Below are 15,793 nucleotides of genomic sequence, written 5' to 3' on the forward strand. Positions count from 1 at the left end.
GTCGCCACGGCTCTCCCAACACGTGGCGACCGGCCGTTGACACCGCGAGGTGGCTACTTGACGCCTCCTGCGGTCAAGCCCGCGATGATCCGCCGCTGGAACAGCAGCACCACGACGACCAGCGGCACGGTCACGATCACGCCGGCGGCCATCTGCGTGCCGAACGGCTGGTCGAAACCGTACGCCCCGGTGAACCGGGAGATCGCGACGGTGGCGGTCTGCATCGAGCTGTCGTTGACCATCGACAGGGCGATGATGAACTCGTTCCACGCCGCGATGAACGTGATGATCGCGGTGGTGAAGATGCCGGGCGCGGCCAGCGGCAGGATCACCTTGCGGAACGCCTGGCCGCGCGTGCAGCCGTCGATCATCGCCGCCTGCTCCAGCTCCTCCGGCATCTGCCGGAAGAACGCGGTCAGGTTCCACACCGCCAGCGGCAGCGCGAACGACAGGCTCGGCACGATCATCGACTGGTAGGTGTTGATCCAGCCGATGTCGGTGAACAACGCCAGCAGCGGCACCAGCAGCGAGATCCCGGGGAACATCGACGTGGCGATGATCAGCGCCGCGACCGCGTTCTTGAACCGGAAGTGCAACCTGGCCAGCGCGTACGCCGCCGAGACGCCGATGATCAGCGTGAGCACCGTGGTGGTGCCCGCGACGACGAGGCTGTTCAGCAGCGACCGGCCGAACCCGACGCCGGGCGAGAACACCGCGGTCAGGTTGTCCAGCGAGAACGGCGCGGGCAGCGCGGTCAGCTCGAACTGGTCGGACGGGCGGCGGAACGCCGACACGGCCATCCAGTAGAACGGGGCCAGGCAGTAGACCAGGATCAGGCCGAGTCCGGCGAAGGTCAGCACCTTGCGCGGCAAGGAGTTGTTGCCCTGGGTGGCGGTCATTTGCGCGCCCTTTCCCGAGCGGCGCCGATGACGTCCGCGCCCAGCAGCCGCACGAACACCAACGCGGTCACGGCCACGTAGACGAACAATATCGTCGCGTACGCGGCGGCGGGGCCGAACCGCAGGCTCGACGCCTCGTCGAAGGCGACCATGGACAACGTCTCCACCGATTCCTTGCGGCTGCCGATGAGCACGAACGGCAGGTCGAACATGCGCAGCGCGTCGAGCACCCGGAACAGCACGGCCACCAGCAGCGCGGGCTTCACCAGCGGCAGGGTGATGCGCCAGAACTGCCGCCACGGCGACGCGCCGTCCACCCGGGCCGCCTCGTAGACGTCGTTCGGGATGATCTGCAACCCGGCCAGCACGAGCAGGCCGACGAACGGCGCGGTCTTCCACACGTCGGCGAGGATGACCGCGAACTTCGCCTGCCAGCCCTCGGTGGTCCACAGGACCTGCTGGCCGATGATGGCGTTCGCCACGCCGTCGGCCTGGAAGATCCAGCGCCACAGCAGTGCCGAGACCGCGGTGGGCACGGCCCACGGCACCAGGATGCCGGCCCGCACGACGCCGCGCCAGCGGATCGCGTGGTGCATCACCAGCGCCATCGCGACACCGATCACGACCTCGAGCGCGACCGTGATCACGGTGAACAACGTGGTGTTGCCGAACGCGTTCCAGAACCGGGCGGCCGAGTCACCGGCGAAGATCGCGGTGTAGTTGTCGACGCCGACGAAACGCGAGCCCTCCACGACGAAACCGCTCTCGTCGAGGTCGGTGCCCTCCCGGAACACCGACTCGCGCAGCGCCGCCACCAACGGGTACCCGACCACCAGGCCGAGCACCACGAACGTCGGTGACAGCAGCGCCGCGGCGAGTCGCCCCGCGCCCGAGGTCGCACCCCGGGCGCGGCGGGCGACCGCCGTCACTTCAGGAGCTCCTGCAACTTCGCCTGCAGGTCCTTCAGCGCCACGTCGCTGGTCTTCTCACCGGTGAGCGCGGCGTAGGCGGCTTCCTGGATCGCCTGCGTGACGTCGCCGTAGCGGACGGCCTGCGGGCGCGGCTTCGCGGAGAGGATCGACTCCTTCAGCGTGGGCAGGTACGGGAACTGCTTGATCAGCTCCGCGTCGTCGTACAGGCTCGACAGGGTCGGGGCCTGCGAGGTGGCCAGCAGGTTGGAGCGCTGCGAGGACTCGCTGGTGAAGAACTTGATGAAGTCCAGCGCGGTGGCCTTGTTCTTGCCGAACGCGGAGATGGCGAAGTTGTGCCCGCCGAGGGTGGAGCTGCCGGGGCCGTTCAGGCCGGGCAGCGGCGCGACGTCGAACTTGCCCGCGACCTGCGACGAGCCGTCGGTCTTGCCGGCCAGGTTCCACTGGTACGGCCACTGGCGGTGGAACAGCAGCTCGCCCGCCTGGAAGGCGCGGCGGCCTTCCTCCTCCTTGTAGGTGATGGCCTTCTGCGGGATGATGCCCTGCTGGAAGCCGGTGACCAGGGCGTCCAGCCCGGCCTTCGCCTCGGGCGAGTCGACCACCGGCTTGCCGGAGGAGTCGACCACGTCGCCGCCCGCGGAGTGCACGGCCTCGTCGAAGTTGACCGTCAGGCCCTCGTACTTCTCGAACTGACCGGCGTAGCAGCCGATCGCGGGCTGCGTCGCCTTGACCGCCTGGCATGCGGTGGTGAGCTCGGCCCACGTCTTCGGCGGCTTCAGACCCGCCGCGTCGAGCAGGTCCTTGCGGTAGTACAGCAGGCCGCCGTCGGAGTAGACGGGCGCGGCGTAGAGCTTGTCGCGGTACTGCGCGGTCTTGATCGCGGGCTGGAGGAACTTGTCCAGTTCGAACTGGTCGGTGGGCAGTTCGACGACCCAGCGGTTGGCCGCGAACTCCGCGGTCCAGACGACGTCGAGGTTGAGGATCGTGTACGCGTCGGACTTGACCTGCGCGTTCTGCACCATCTGCTGGCGCTGGGCGTCGGCGGACTCGGGCAGTTCGATGATCCGGACCTGCTCGTTCGCGTGCGAGGCGTTCCACTCGTCGACGAGCTTCTGCATGTTGCCGGACGTGTCCTTGCCGGTGGCGAAGGTGACCTCGCCCCGACCTTCGAGCGCACCGCTGGGCTGCTCGCCGCCTTTGTCCCCTCCGCTGCCGCACGACGCGAGGAGGACTGCCACACCCAGCGCCGCGGTTGCCCGCGCCGCCGTTGTCCGAACGCCCATTACCGAGACTCCCATTCGTTCAGGTCTTGCTCTGTCAAGCCGATCGGGGCACTGCCCCGGCTGGTGATCACTCGGTTGGTGATCACGCCGGGCAGCGGCACGCCCCGATCGCCGGTCACGCCGGCCGGCTGGTCCACCGTCCACGACGGAGGCGGCGGTGAGTGGTTCTGGCCCGCCGCCGTGACGTCCGTGCACGGGCGGAGGCCGTGGTGGCGCACTTCCCGGTGCACACCTACAGCAAGTGGATCATTCACGCGATCACCACGTCCGGTGTGACTTCGGGGTCCAGCAGGTTCCGCATCACCGGTGGGGCGGGCACGGCGGGCCCAGTCGGCAGGGCAGGCCGGGTGGGGTGCGAGAGGCTTGACGAGGGCAGGGCGGGTGAGGGCAGGTTGGCAGGTCGTCACCGGATAGCCGGGACGTGCCATGGTCTGCTCCCCCTCCCCCGGTCCCGCTCGACTCCGCGCCGTGGCAGTCACGCAGAGCATCCGATCGGACACTTCGACGGATGTTTGACCCTTCAAAACGGGCGGTACTGTGTCGCGGGCCACAGCGTCGTGTCAAGGAGTGGGAAGGGTGCGTGATCGGACCGCAACTCTTTCGCGCTCTGGCGTGGCATATGGGGGGATGTTCACAGGACGATGGTCTGGTCCGGCTCGATGTGACATGGGGCCTTCACGGCACTCCAGGCAGGCCAAAGCCGGCAGGTCCGGCGGGGAGAAGCGTCCCGCCGGACCTGCCGGCTTCGACCAGCCTGAAGCACCCGAACCCATGTCACATCGGGCCTCGTCGGCCGCTGTCCGGTTCGACGGGGGCCGGGTCGGGGGTGGTGAGGTGAGGATTAGCAGATGCTCTGGCGGCTGTTGACCAGGGTGTTGTTGCGGAACGTGGTGTTCGTGCCGCAGGGGTTCTCGGTGATGGCCGAGTTGGTGACGGTCAGGTTCTGGATGGTGATGTCCCGGGTGATCGGGAACTCCGAGCGGGCGGCCAGGCGGATCTCGCCGCCACCGGTGACGCTGCCGCTCTGGGCGGCGATGTTCACGTTGTAGCAGTTCTCGATGAGGATCGAGTTGTTACCCGTGTTGGAGATGGTGATGCGGTCGATCTGGAGGCCGCCGCTCTCCGAGACGCAGAAGATGCCGCGGCCACCGCCGCGGGCGATGACCTGGCCCACGCGGACGTTGGTCGGGTAGCTGTCGCCGATGCGGCCGTTGCGGTTGGCGGTGCGGAAAGCGGCGTAGCCCGTGCCGGTGCCCGCGTTCTCCGCGTCGACGGTGCCCACGGTGGCGTTGATGGTCTGGTTGAGCAGCAGGCCGGATTCGCCCACGCTGCGGGCGACGACGGTGCCGATGGTCAGGCCGTCGACGCCGTAGGTCTCCACGGCGTGGCTGCTGGCGCCCTGCACGTAGGCGTAGTCGATGCGGACGTTGCGGGTCCACTGGCTGGTGTCGCCGCGGTTGTCGATGCGGACGCCCAAGCCCCGGGAGAGGCGCATGTTCACGTTGCCGATGACCACGTTGGTGACGTTGCGCATGAAGATGCCGTACAGCGGGGTGCCGGTGAGGGTGAGGTTCTGGACCTCGATGTCGCGGACGCCGCGCGCATAGACGGGCGCGTAGTCGCCGGAACCGGTGCCGGTGACGTTGATGGTGCCGCACACGTCGATCGTGGTGTAGCTGCGCATCGAGTAGCGCTCACCGGCGGGGATGGAGCCGGAGGCGCGGACGACGATCCGCTCCTTGGAGGTGCGGTTGGCGGTGAGGCTGTCGTTGGCGGCCTGCATCGCGGCGCGCAGGCTGCTGCCGGTGTAGACCGTGCTGCTGCCCCGGCGGGCGGTGAAGCTGCTGCCGGAGCCGGTCACCTCGGCGTGGTACGTGCCGTCACCGCAGGCCGCGAGGGCCTCCGGCGCGGAGACCTGGAGCAGCGCCGCTGTCAACGCTGACACGGCGAGAAGTGCTTTCATGGGGTGATCTCCTGGGTTGGTAAGCGCTTTCCTGGTGGCGGCGGAGATCTGGTGCGACTTCTTCGGTGGTGGTTGGAGCAGCGGCGGCCCGCCGAGGGACGTGACGGGCCGCCACCGAGCTGTGGGCCTGGGAGCGTTCCCAGGGTTATCCGGTAGTGAATCGGATAACGGATTGCGCGTCAAGACCTGGCGCGTACGGCCTTTCGGGCTAACGGGTGATGATGTAGGCGATGCCGCCCGAACCCGAGGCGACCGAGCCGTCGGCGCGGTGGCGCTTGGTGCGCAGCCAGATGGTCTCGAACTGGGCGCGGTCGTAGACGCGGCGCACGGCGTCGTTCGAGGGGGATGCCGGGTCGTTGGCGATCACGTCGCCGTCCTGGGTGAAGCCGATGACGACCATGATGTGGCCCGCCGTGCCGTAGCCGGCGCCGGTCAGCTCGTCCTCGCGGAACGACTGCGAGGTGATGACGGGCACGCCCCGGGCGATGTAGCCCTCCAGTTCGGACAGTGAGCGCAGGCGTGTGACGTGGCCGCGCAAGCCGAAGGTGGCCGCGTAGGCGGTGTTGAACGGCCAGTTGCCCGCGCCGCGGTAGTCGTGGTCGTAGGTGTGCCGGGCGGCGTGGTCGACGGTCCGGTCGACGTGGCCGGGGTCCAACCAGGACAGATCGTCGGCGCTCGGGCCTCGGCCGTGGTACTCGACGACCATCTCGGTGGACGTGGGGCTGCACCACGCTTCGCCACCGCCGTCGTACTCGGGGTAGTGGCCTTCGTGGACGTTCTGCGAGTAGCGCGGCACGGGCAGCTCGACGCCGCGGGCGACGCCGGGTGCGCTGGTGGGCACGGTGAAGCGGTCCGGGATGGCGGAGGTCATCGCGCCGGCCATGCGCAGCAGCGGTGACGTGCGGGTGCCGGTGAGCCGGTGGAGGGTCACGCGGAGCTGGTAGGCGCGCAGCGGCCGGGTGGCCAGGAAGGTGTCCACGTCGACCGAGCCGTGCTCGTCGGACTGGCCGGAGACCGTCGTGCGCTCGATGTCCTGGTCGCCGAGCGCCCACCGGGCCATGACGTACCAGGGGGTGTCGTCGCCGCGCAGCTCGACCTGGAGCCACGTGCCGGGCGGTGTGTCGGCGTTCCACGAGGCGACGGCCTGGGTGGCGGCGAAACCGGTGACCCGGCGCGGGGACGTCCACCGCGCGTAGTCGTAGTCGCGGCCTTCGTGGTGCAGGACGCCGAGCGGGCGGCGGATCGCGAGGCCGCCGGGGACGGGCGCGGTGCCCTCGTGCTCACCTTGGACGAGCTGGGCGGACCGCCACTCGCGGTAGTCGACGCGTGCGCCCTCGGCCACCGCGGGCGGAGCCGCGGTGAAGCCGAGGGCGAGCACGGCGGACAGGACCGACACGACGCGCAGCGACATGTCGGGAATTGTCGCGCTAGAGAATTATTTTGTAATCATCCAACAGAGTGGTCACGCGCGGCCGCGGCGCTTGGTCCACACGTCGTAGGCGACGGCGGCCAGCAGCACCAGGCCCTTGACCAGCATGACCCGTTCGCTGGGCGCGCCGATCAACGACATGCCGTTGTTGATCACGCCCATGATCAGGCCGCCGGTGATGGCGCCGACCACCCGGCCCACGCCGCCCTGGACGGCCGCGCCGCCGATGAACGCCGCCGCGATCGCGTCCAGCTCGAACGCGTTGCCCGCGGTCGGGCCCGCCTGGTTGAGCCGACCGGCGAAGATCACGCCGGCCAGCGCCGAGAGCACGCCCATGTTCACGAACACCCAGAACGTGACCTGCTTGACCTTCACGCCGGACAGCGTGGCCGCCTGGAGGTTGCCGCCGATGGCGTAGATGTGCCGGCCGAACACCGACTTGTTCGCCATCACCGAGTAGCCCAGCGCCAGCACCGCGAGCAGCACGAGCACCCACGGCAGGTTGCGGAACCGGGCCAGCTGCACGACCACGGCCAGCACCACGGCCGCCGCCAGCGCGATCTTCGCCACGAAGATCGGGAACGGGTCCACGACCTGGCCGTAGCTCAGCCGCGCCTTGCGGTTGCGCCACTGGTTGAACGCGAACCCGGCCACCACCGCGACGCCGACCAGCAGGCTGACCAGGTCCGCGCCGCCCAGCGGCCCGAGGCCGACGTTGCCGAGGTAGCCCTCGGTGAAGCCGTTGGCCAGGGTGCGGATCTGGTCCGGGAACGGGCCGATGCCCTGGTTGCCCAGCACGGTCAGGGTGAGCGCGCGGAACACGAGCATGCCCGCCAGCGTCACGATGAACGCCGGGATGCCGAAGAACGCCACCCAGTAGCCCTGCGCCGCGCCGATCACCGCGCCCGCGAGCAGCGTGATCAGCACGGCCAGCGGCCACGGCAGGCCCATCTGCACGGTGAGCACCGCGCAGATCGCGCCGGTCAGCGCGACCACCGACCCGACGGACAGGTCGATGTGCCCGCCGATGATCACCAGGATCATGCCGATGGCCAGGATCAGCACGTACGAGTTCTGCACGATGATGTTGGAGATGTTCTGCGGTGTGAGCAGAGCACCGTTCGTCAACACCGTGAAGAGCACCACGATCAACGCGAACGCGATGTAGATGCCGGACTGCCGCAGGTTGAACGTGAACCTGCGCTGCGGCGCGCCGGCCTGCGCGGCCGCCGTCTTGGTGGTCATGAGGTCTGTCCCTGGGTCATGTGGTGCATCAGGCGTTCCTGGGTGGCTTCCGCGCGGTCGAGCTCACCGGTGATCCGGCCCTCGGACAGGGCGTACACCCGGTCGCACAGGCCGAGCAGCTCCGGCAGCTCGGAGGAGATCACCAGCACCGCGCGGCCCTGGTCGGCCAGGTCGTTGATGATCGAATAGATCTCGTACTTCGCGCCGACGTCGATGCCGCGGGTCGGCTCGTCGAGGATCAGCACGTCCGGGTCGGTGAACATCCACTTCGCCAGCACGACCTTCTGCTGGTTGCCGCCCGAGAGCGACGACGTCGTGGTGGCCACGCTGGGTGCCTTGATGTTCATCGAAGCGCGGTAGCGCTCGGCGACCGAGTGCTCCTCGTTCTCGTTCACCCAGCCCCGCGTGGCCAGCTTGTCCAGGCCGGCCGCGGACACGTTGAGCTTGATGTCCTGGATCAGGTTCAGCCCGTACCGCTTGCGGTCCTCGCTGACGTAGGCCAGGCCGTGCTCGATGGCCTTGCGGACGGTGCGCGTGTCGATCTCGCGGCCGTCCTTGACCACCCGGCCGGAGACGCCCACGCCGTAGGACCGGCCGAACACGCTCATCGCGAGCTCGGTGCGGCCCGCGCCCATGAGGCCGGCGAGGCCGACGATCTCCCCGCGCCGCAGCACGAGGGTGGCGTCGTCGACCACGACCCGGTCCGGCTGGGACGGGCTGTGCACGGTCCAGTTCTCGATCCGCAGCACCTCGTCGCCGATCTTCGGCGTGCGCGGCGGGAAGCGGTGCTCCAGGTCGCGGCCGACCATGCCGGAGATGATCCGGTCCTCGGTCACGTCCCGGGCGGGCAGCGTCTCGATCGTGCGACCGTCGCGCAGGATCGTGATGCTGTCGGCGATCCGGGTCACCTCGTTGAGCTTGTGCGAGATGATCACCGAGGTGATGCCCTCGTCGCGCAGGCCGTCGAGCAGGTCGAGCAGGTGCGCGGAGTCGTCGTCGTTCAGCGCCGCGGTCGGCTCGTCCAGGATCAGCAGCTTGACGTCCTTGGCCAGCGCCTTGGCGATCTCCACCAGCTGCTGCTTGCCCACGCCGAGGTCGTGGACGGGTGTGGTGGGGTTCTCCCGCAGGCCCACGCGGGCGAGCAGGGCGCCCGCCGCGTGGTTGGTGCGGTTCCAGTCGATGAACCCGCGCTTGGCCCGCTCGTTGCCGAGGAACAGGTTCTCCGCGATGGACAGCTGGCCGCACAGCGCCAGCTCCTGGTGGATGATCACGATGCCGCGCCGCTCGCTGTCGCGGACGCCGCCGAACGAGCAGGGCTCGCCCTCGAAGACGATCTCGCCCTCGTACGACCCGTGCGGGTGCACACCGGAGAGCACCTTCATCAGCGTGGACTTGCCCGCGCCGTTCTCACCGCAGATCGCGTGGATCTCACCGCGCCGCACGGCGAGCGTGACGTCGTGCAGCGCGGTGACCCCGGCGAACCGCTTGGTGATGCCGCGCATCACCAGGATTTCGTCGGACATGGTGTGCAAACCTACTTCAGCTGATCCGCGGTGTAGTAGCCGCTGTCCACGAGGACCTTCTGGTAGTTGCCCTTGTCCACGATGACCGACTCGAGCAGGTACGACGGCACGACCTTCTTGCCGTTGTCGTAGTCCTTGTCGTTGTTGACCTCGGGCTTGCCGCCCTTGAGCACGGCGTCGGCCATCTTCACGGTGGTCGCCGCGAGCTCGCGGGTGTCCTTGTAGATGGTCGAGTACTGCTCGCCCGCGATGATGGACTTGACCGACGCGACCTCGGCGTCCTGGCCCGTGACGACCGGGTACGGGTTGCCGCTCGTGCCGTAGCCGCTGCTCTTGAGCGCGGACAGGATGCCGATGGACAGGCCGTCGTAGGGCGACAGCACGCCGTGCACCTTGTCACCGCCGTAGGTGGAGGTCAGCAGGTCCTCCATGCGCTTCTGGGCCGTGGCCGGGTCCCAGCGCAGGATGGCGACGGTCTTGAAGTCGGTCTGGCCGCTCTTGACCACCAGGGTGCCCTTGTCGATGTGCGGCTGGAGCACCGACATCGCGCCGTTGAAGAAGAACGTGGCGTTGTTGTCGTCCGGCGAACCGGCGAACAGCTCGACGTTCAGCGGGCCCTTGGCGTCACCGGGGGTGCCGTCGACCTTGATCACGTTCAGGCCGGTCAGCAGCGAGGTCGCCTGCTGCACGCCGACCTTGAAGTTGTCGAACGTGGCGTAGTAGTCGACGCTGTCGGTGTTGCGCAGCAGCCGGTCGTAGGCGATGACCGGGATGTTGGCGTCCTGCGCCTGCTGGAGCTGCGAGGTGATCGCGGTGCCGTCGATCGAGGCCACGATGAGCAGCTTCGCGCCCTTGGTGATCTGGTTCTCGAGCTGGTTGGCCTGCGTCGGGATGTCGTTCTCGGCGTACTGGAGGTCGACCTTGTAGCCCTTCTCCTCCAACGCCTTCTTGATGTTGTCGCCGTCGTGGATCCAGCGCTCGGACGACCGGGTCGGCATGGTCACTCCGACCAGCACGTCACCCGACGACCCGGACTGCTGGTCGACGGTCTTCTCGGCCGACCCGCAGGCGGCGAGCATCAAACCGGCCGCGGCGATGGCGGCGATCCGCGGAAACCTCATTGTTTCTTCTTCTCTCCCTAGATGGTGGTGCAAGCCCAGGGCCTGCTAGCGCAGGCCCTGCGCGAGTCGGAAGTACGCCTGGTTCCAGCGCAGGCGGTCGCCGAACGACGCGGTCGTCGTGTCCTGGTCGATGACCACCAGTTCGGTGCTCACCATGGTGGCGAAGTCGCGCAGCGTATCCGAGCCCACGGCCTGCGTCATCACGGTGTGGTGAGGGCCTCCCGCGGTCAGCCAGGACTCGGCCGAAGTGGACAGCGACGGCGCGGGCTTCCACACCGCGCGCGCCACCGGCAGGTTCGGCAGCGGCTCGTCCGGCGGCACGACCTCGACCTCGTTGGCCACCAACCGGAACCGCTCGCCCAGGTCGGCCAGGCCCACGACCACGGCGGGACCCGCCGCCGCGTCGAACACCAGCCGCACCGGGTCCTCCCGGCCGCCGATGCCCAGCGGGTGGATCTCGCACGACGGCCGGTCGGCCGCGATGGTCGGGCACACCTCCAGCATGTGCGCGCCCAGGATCTTCGGCTCGCCCGGCCCGAAGTGGTAGGTGTAGTCCTCCATGAACGACGTGCCGCGGCCCGTGCCCGCGCCCATCGCCTTCACCGCGGCCAGCAGGGCGGAGGTCTTCCAGTCGCCCTCGCCGCCGAAGCCGTAGCCGTCGGCCATCAGCCGCTGCACGGCCAGGCCCGGCAGCTGCCGCAGCCCGCCCAGGTCCTCGAAGTTCGTGGTGAACGCGCCGAAGCCGCCGTCGGTGAGGAACCGGCGCAGGCCGGCCTCGATGCGGGCGGCGTAGCGCAGCGACTCGTGCTGCTCGGCGCCCTTGCGCAGCGAGTCCGCGAGCCGGTAGGTGTCGGCGTACTCGGTGACCAGGACGTCGATCTCCGAGTCCTCGACCGCGTCCACCAGCTCGACCAGGTCGTTGACGCCGTAGGTGTTCACCGAGACGCCGAAGCGCAGCTCGGCCTCCACCTTGTCGCCCTCGGTCACCGCGACGCCGCGCATGTTGTCGCCGAACCGGGCCAGCTTCATCCCGTTGAGGTGGCTGTAGCCGGTCGCGGCGCGCACCCAGCCGTCGATCCGCTCGGCCAGCAGCGGGTCGCTCGCGTGGCCCGCCACGGTCTTGCGCGGCACGCCGATCCTGGTCTGGATGAACCCGAACTCGCGGTCGCCGTGGGCGGCCTGGTTGAGGTTCATGAAGTCCATGTCGATGGTCGACCAGGGCAGCGCCTCGTTGAGCTGCGTGTGCAGGTGCAGCAGCGGCTTGCGCAGCGCGTCCAGCCCGGTGATCCACATCTTGGCGGGCGAGAACGTGTGCATCCACGCGATCACGCCGATGCACGACGGGTCGGCGTTCGCCGCGAGCATCACGTCGCGGATGGCCGCGGTGTCGGTCAGCACCGGCTGCCACACCACCTCGGCGGCGATGCGGCCCGACTCGGTGAGCATCCGCTGGATCTGCTGCGACTGCTGGGCGACCTGTTCGAGCGTTTCCGGGCCGTAGAGGTGCTGGCTCCCGGTCAGGAACCAGACCTGCGGCTTCCCAGCAGGCGACATGCGGGTCTCCCCTCGTGGGCTCATTGCCCGTAGACGTTCTGGTAACGGGCGTACAGGCTGTCGACGTGGTGCTGCTCGATCGGCTTCGGCGTGCCGAGCTGGTGTGCGAAGTGGACGGTGCGGGCCACGTCCTCCAGCATCACCGCGGCCTTCACCGCCGACCGGGCGTCCTTGCCGATCGTGAACGGGCCGTGGTTGCGCATGAGCACGGCCGGTGACCGGCTCTCGCGCAGCGTCTCCACGATGCCCTGGCCGATCGAGTCGTCGCCGATGAGCGCGAACGGGCCCACCGGGATGTCGCCGCCGAACTCGTCGGCGATCATGGTCAGCACGCACGGGATCGGCTCGCCGCGCGCCGCCCACGCCGTGGCGTACGGGGAGTGCGTGTGCACCACGCCGTTCACCTCGGGCATGTGCCGGTACACGTAGGCGTGCGCGGCGGTGTCGGAGGACGGCGAGTAGTCGCCCTCCACCAGGTTGCCGTGCAGGTCGGTGACGACCATGGCCTCGGGGGTCAGCTGGTCGTAGGACACGCCGGACGGCTTGATGACCATGAGGTCCTGGCCGGGCACGCGGGCCGAGACGTTGCCCGCGGTCCAGATGACCAGCTCGTAGCGGGTCAGCTCGCGGTGCAGGTCGGCGACCGTGCGGCGGAGGTCTTGGATGGCGGACACCGGTCACTCCCCCTTCGCGGCGCGGCGGCGCGCCTTCAACCGGTGCATGACCTCGTTGACGCCGCGGCCGAAGTAGTCGTGCAGCTCCTGGTACTCCACGAACATCCGCTCGTAGGCTTCGACGTTCTCCGGGATCGGCAGGTACGCGCCCCGCTTGATCGAGCCCATCGCCTTGGCGGCGGCGTGGATGTCCGCGTGGGCGCCGGCCGCCACGGCGGCGTGCATGGCCGAGCCGAGCGCCGGGCCCTGCTCGGAGCCGATGACCGACAGCGGCAGGTTCGTCACGTCGGCGTAGATCTGCATCAGCAGCGGGTTGCGCAGCAGACCGCCCGCGATCACCAGCTCGGTGACCGGGATGCCCGCGTCGGTGTAGGAGTCGACGACCACCCGCGTGCCGTAGGCCGTGGCCTCCAGCAGCGCCCGGTAGGTGTCCTCGGCGCGGGTGGCCAGCGTCTGCCCGACGACGACGCCCGACAGCTCGTGGTCGACCAGCACCGAGCGGTTGCCGCTGTGCCAGTCCAGCGCGATCAGGCCGTGCTCGCCGATGCGCTGCTGCGCGGCCAGCTCGGTGAGCAGCTCGTGCACCGAGATGCCGCGCGCCCTGGCCTGCTCGTGGTACTCCGGCGGCACGTTGTGCTCGACGAACCAGGCGAAGATGTCGCCCACGCCGCTCTGCCCGGACTCGTAGCCCCACAGGCCCGGCACGATGCCGCCGTCCACCACGCCGCACATGCCGGGCACGTCGGCCAGCACGTCGGCGTTCATCACGTGGCACGTGGACGTGCCCATGATCGCGACCATCTGGCCGGGCTCCACGGCGCGCGCGGCGGGCGCGGTCACGTGCGCGTCGACGTTGCCGACGGCGACCGCGATGCCGGGCTTGAGGCCGGTCCACTCGGCGGCCTGCTCGGTGAGCCCGCCCGCGCGGTCGCCGAGCTGGCCGAGCTGGTGCTCCAGCTTGTCGGTGACGAAGTCGGAGAAGTCGGGGTTGAGCGCGGACAGGAACTCCCGCGACGGGTAGCCGTCCTGGTAGATGCCCTTGTAGCCGGCCGTGCACGCGTTGCGCACGTAGGTGCCGGCGAGCTGCCAGACGATCCAGTCGGCGGCCTCGACCCAGTGGTCCATCGCCGCGTAGACCTCGGGGGCCTCCTCCAGCAGCTGGAGGCCCTTGGCGAACTCCCACTCCGAGGAGATCAGGCCGCCGTAGCGGGGCAGCCAGCTCTCGCCGCGCTGCGCGGCGAGGTGGTTGATCCGGTCGGCCTGCGGCTGGGCCGCGTGGTGCTTCCACAGCTTCACGTACGCGTGCGGGTTGTCCGCGAACTCGGGCAGCTCGTTGAGCGGCGTGCCGTCGGACTTGACCGGGACCATCGTGCACGCGGTGAAGTCGGTGCCGATGCCGATCACGTCGGCCGGGTCGACCCCGGCGTCGGCGATGGCCGCGGGCACCGCGTGCTTGAGCACGTCCACGTAGTCCTGCGGCACCTGCAACGCCCAGTCCGGGGGCAACGGGCGCCCGTCGGGCAGGGCCCGGTCCAGCACCCCGTGCCGGTAGTCGTGCACCGCGGTGCCGAGTTCGAGGCCGTCGCGCACCCGCACGACCACCGCGCGGCCGGACAACGTGCCGAAGTCGACACCCACCACCAATGGATCGCTCGCCATGATGAGCAGTGTTATCGCTAACATTCGCGACGTCAAGACCTGCCCGCAACGTGGCCTTAAAGACGTGGTGAGCGTGCACAACAGCGGGTAGATCGGCGGCGGGGCAGGCCCGCCCCGCTCCACCCCAGCCTAGGGGCGATCGGGGCACGCGCGGGGCCGCAGATGCGCGGAAATCGCACGAAACGTTTTCGGGACGCTCCGAGCGGCGCCACGGCGGGGCGGTGTGACGGTATACGGCCACCCCGGACGGCCCGGCGGCGGCACGACGGACAGGCCACCTCGAACGGCCAGGCGGCGGCACGACGGGCGTGCCGCCGCCGGCGGGTCACTGCGCGGGAGGCGCGACGCTGTCCCGCTTCACCAGGGCGGGCGCCACGTTGCGCTGCGGCGCGCCCACGTCGCCGTCGCCGACCTGGGCCAGCAGCAGCTCCAGCGTCTCCTTGGCCACGGCGTGGAAGTCCGGCTTGATGGTCGTCAGCGGCGGGATGAAGTACGCCGCCTCGGGCACGTCGTCGAACCCGACGATGCTCACGTCGTGCGGCACCCGGCGACCGCGCTCGCTCATCGCGCGCAGGATGCCCAGCGCCAAGTGGTCGTTGGCCGCGAAGATCGCGGTGACCTCCGGCATGCGGGCCAGCATCTGGCCCGCCCGGTAGCCCGAGGCCGCGCTCCAGTCCGCAGGCACCACGGGCGGCACCTCCAGGCCCGCCGTCTCCAGCGCCGACCGCCAACCCCTTATGCGGCCGAGGCTGTCGAACCAGTCCGACGGGCCGGAGACGTGCCACACCGTGCGGTGGCCCGCCTCCAGCAGGTGCGTGGTCGCGGCGAACGCGCCCGCCGCCTGGTCGACGGTCACCAGCGGGGTCGAGCGCTCCGGGTCGCCGTCCACGGTGACCAGCGGGATGCCCGCGGACACGTCGCCGACCGCGTCATTGGCCGACGCCGTCGGCGCGATGACCACTATCCCGGCGACCCGCTGGTCGCGGTGGCGCTCCACGGCGTCGGAGATGGAGTTGCGGTCCAGCACGTTCACCCGGCCCACGCTCACCGCGAACCCGGCCTCGGCCGCCGCGGCCTCGAACGCGGCCAGCAGCGACGCCGGCCCGTAGAGGGTGGAGTTCTGCGCCACCACCCCGATCAGCTGGGACCGGCCGGTCACCAGCGCGCGGGCCGCCTTGTTGGGCCGGTAGCCCAGCTCGGCGATGGCGGCGCGCACGCGCAGCCGGGTCTGCTCCCGGACGTTGGGGTGCCCGTTCAGCACCCTCGACACCGTCTGGTGCGAGACCCCGGCGAGCCGGGCGACGTCCGTCATCGCGGGATCGCGCGAGGTCTTGTGCTCCACTACCGCCCCATCTCCCCTGTCGACACTGCAACCTTCGAACGTGATGTTAGCGATAACACGCCCGGTTCACCGCGAAGGTGCTCGTGGTCCATTGTCCACCAGGGACCGTTCCCACCAGCGCAGGGACGCGGCGTCACCACTGAAAAGTCGTACTCACCCGGCCGGGTGACCA

Annotated in this window: 12 protein-coding genes; all 12 read right to left on the reverse strand. The window is 69.6% G+C overall.

The window, feature by feature from the left end; genetic code table 11:
• Positions 1-53 precede the first annotated feature (53 nt).
• The 12 genes from ACIQMJ_RS16760 to ACIQMJ_RS16815 all read right to left on the reverse strand — a co-directional run bounded on the left by ACIQMJ_RS16760 (position 54) and on the right by ACIQMJ_RS16815 (position 15,591).
• Positions 54-899 carry a carbohydrate ABC transporter permease gene (locus ACIQMJ_RS16760; protein ID WP_499761866.1) on the reverse strand — a complete coding sequence of 282 codons (846 nt, stop codon included), beginning with the start codon at positions 897-899 and terminating at the stop codon, positions 54-56.
• Positions 896-1,828, reverse strand: coding sequence for a carbohydrate ABC transporter permease (locus ACIQMJ_RS16765; RefSeq protein WP_499761867.1), 933 nt, complete (start codon positions 1,826-1,828; stop codon positions 896-898). Before ACIQMJ_RS16765 ends, ACIQMJ_RS16760 begins: the two co-directional genes overlap by 4 nt.
• Positions 1,825-3,066, reverse strand: coding sequence for an ABC transporter substrate-binding protein (locus ACIQMJ_RS16770; protein WP_499761868.1), 1,242 nt, complete (start codon positions 3,064-3,066; stop codon positions 1,825-1,827). Before ACIQMJ_RS16770 ends, ACIQMJ_RS16765 begins: the two co-directional genes overlap by 4 nt.
• Before the next feature lie 886 nt (positions 3,067-3,952).
• A complete protein-coding gene (locus ACIQMJ_RS16775) occupies positions 3,953-5,056 on the reverse strand; it encodes a hypothetical protein (protein ID WP_499761869.1) in 1,104 nt (367 codons plus the stop codon).
• Positions 5,057-5,282: 226 nt separating this feature from the next.
• Positions 5,283-6,485, reverse strand: a complete 1,203-nt coding sequence (locus ACIQMJ_RS16780; protein WP_499761870.1) for a C39 family peptidase — start codon at positions 6,483-6,485, stop codon at positions 5,283-5,285.
• 51 nt (positions 6,486-6,536) lie between these two features.
• On the reverse strand, positions 6,537-7,748 hold the full coding sequence (gene mmsB, locus ACIQMJ_RS16785) for a multiple monosaccharide ABC transporter permease (RefSeq protein WP_499761871.1): 1,212 nt from the start codon (positions 7,746-7,748) through the stop codon (positions 6,537-6,539).
• Complete coding sequence (gene mmsA, locus ACIQMJ_RS16790) at positions 7,745-9,271, reverse strand: multiple monosaccharide ABC transporter ATP-binding protein (protein ID WP_499761872.1); 1,527 nt, start codon at positions 9,269-9,271, stop codon at positions 7,745-7,747. The genes mmsB and mmsA overlap by 4 nt, the downstream gene beginning before the upstream one ends.
• Positions 9,272-9,282: 11 nt before the next feature.
• Positions 9,283-10,392, reverse strand: coding sequence for a multiple monosaccharide ABC transporter substrate-binding protein (chvE, locus tag ACIQMJ_RS16795; protein WP_499761873.1), 1,110 nt, complete (start codon positions 10,390-10,392; stop codon positions 9,283-9,285).
• 45 nt (positions 10,393-10,437) lie between these two features.
• Positions 10,438-11,946: an L-arabinose isomerase gene (gene araA, locus ACIQMJ_RS16800; protein WP_499761874.1), complete on the reverse strand. Its 1,509-nt coding sequence runs from the start codon at positions 11,944-11,946 to the stop codon at positions 10,438-10,440.
• Between the two features lie 20 nt (positions 11,947-11,966).
• On the reverse strand, positions 11,967-12,620 hold the full coding sequence (locus tag ACIQMJ_RS16805) for an L-ribulose-5-phosphate 4-epimerase (RefSeq protein ID WP_499761875.1): 654 nt from the start codon (positions 12,618-12,620) through the stop codon (positions 11,967-11,969).
• Between the two features lie 3 nt (positions 12,621-12,623).
• Positions 12,624-14,279, reverse strand: a complete 1,656-nt coding sequence (gene araB, locus ACIQMJ_RS16810) for a ribulokinase (protein ID WP_499761876.1) — start codon at positions 14,277-14,279, stop codon at positions 12,624-12,626.
• A 325-nt stretch (positions 14,280-14,604) separates the two neighbouring features.
• Entirely contained in the window at positions 14,605-15,591 is a 987-nt protein-coding gene (locus tag ACIQMJ_RS16815) for a LacI family DNA-binding transcriptional regulator (protein ID WP_499762450.1), read from the reverse strand.
• Between the last annotated feature and the right edge of the window lie 202 nt (positions 15,592-15,793).

Source organism: Actinosynnema sp. NPDC091369, from assembly GCF_044757065.1.
GTDB lineage: Bacteria > Actinomycetota > Actinomycetes > Mycobacteriales > Pseudonocardiaceae > Actinosynnema.

What these genes read in the sequence shown, in the direction of transcription:
- chvE (WP_499761873.1), bottom strand. Translation starts at nt 10,392, where the DNA reads ATGAGGTTTCCGCGGATCGCCGCCATCGCCGCGGCCGGTTTGATGCTC.
- ACIQMJ_RS16760 (WP_499761866.1), bottom strand. Translation starts at nt 899, where the DNA reads ATGACCGCCACCCAGGGCAACAACTCCTTGCCGCGCAAGGTGCTGACC.
- mmsB (WP_499761871.1), bottom strand. Translation starts at nt 7,748, where the DNA reads ATGACCACCAAGACGGCGGCCGCGCAGGCCGGCGCGCCGCAGCGCAGG.
- ACIQMJ_RS16780 (WP_499761870.1), bottom strand. Translation starts at nt 6,485, where the DNA reads ATGTCGCTGCGCGTCGTGTCGGTCCTGTCCGCCGTGCTCGCCCTCGGC.
- mmsA (WP_499761872.1), bottom strand. Translation starts at nt 9,271, where the DNA reads ATGTCCGACGAAATCCTGGTGATGCGCGGCATCACCAAGCGGTTCGCC.
- ACIQMJ_RS16815 (WP_499762450.1), bottom strand. Translation starts at nt 15,591, where the DNA reads ATGACGGACGTCGCCCGGCTCGCCGGGGTCTCGCACCAGACGGTGTCG.
- araB (WP_499761876.1), bottom strand. Translation starts at nt 14,279, where the DNA reads ATGGCGAGCGATCCATTGGTGGTGGGTGTCGACTTCGGCACGTTGTCC.
- araA (WP_499761874.1), bottom strand. Translation starts at nt 11,946, where the DNA reads ATGTCGCCTGCTGGGAAGCCGCAGGTCTGGTTCCTGACCGGGAGCCAG.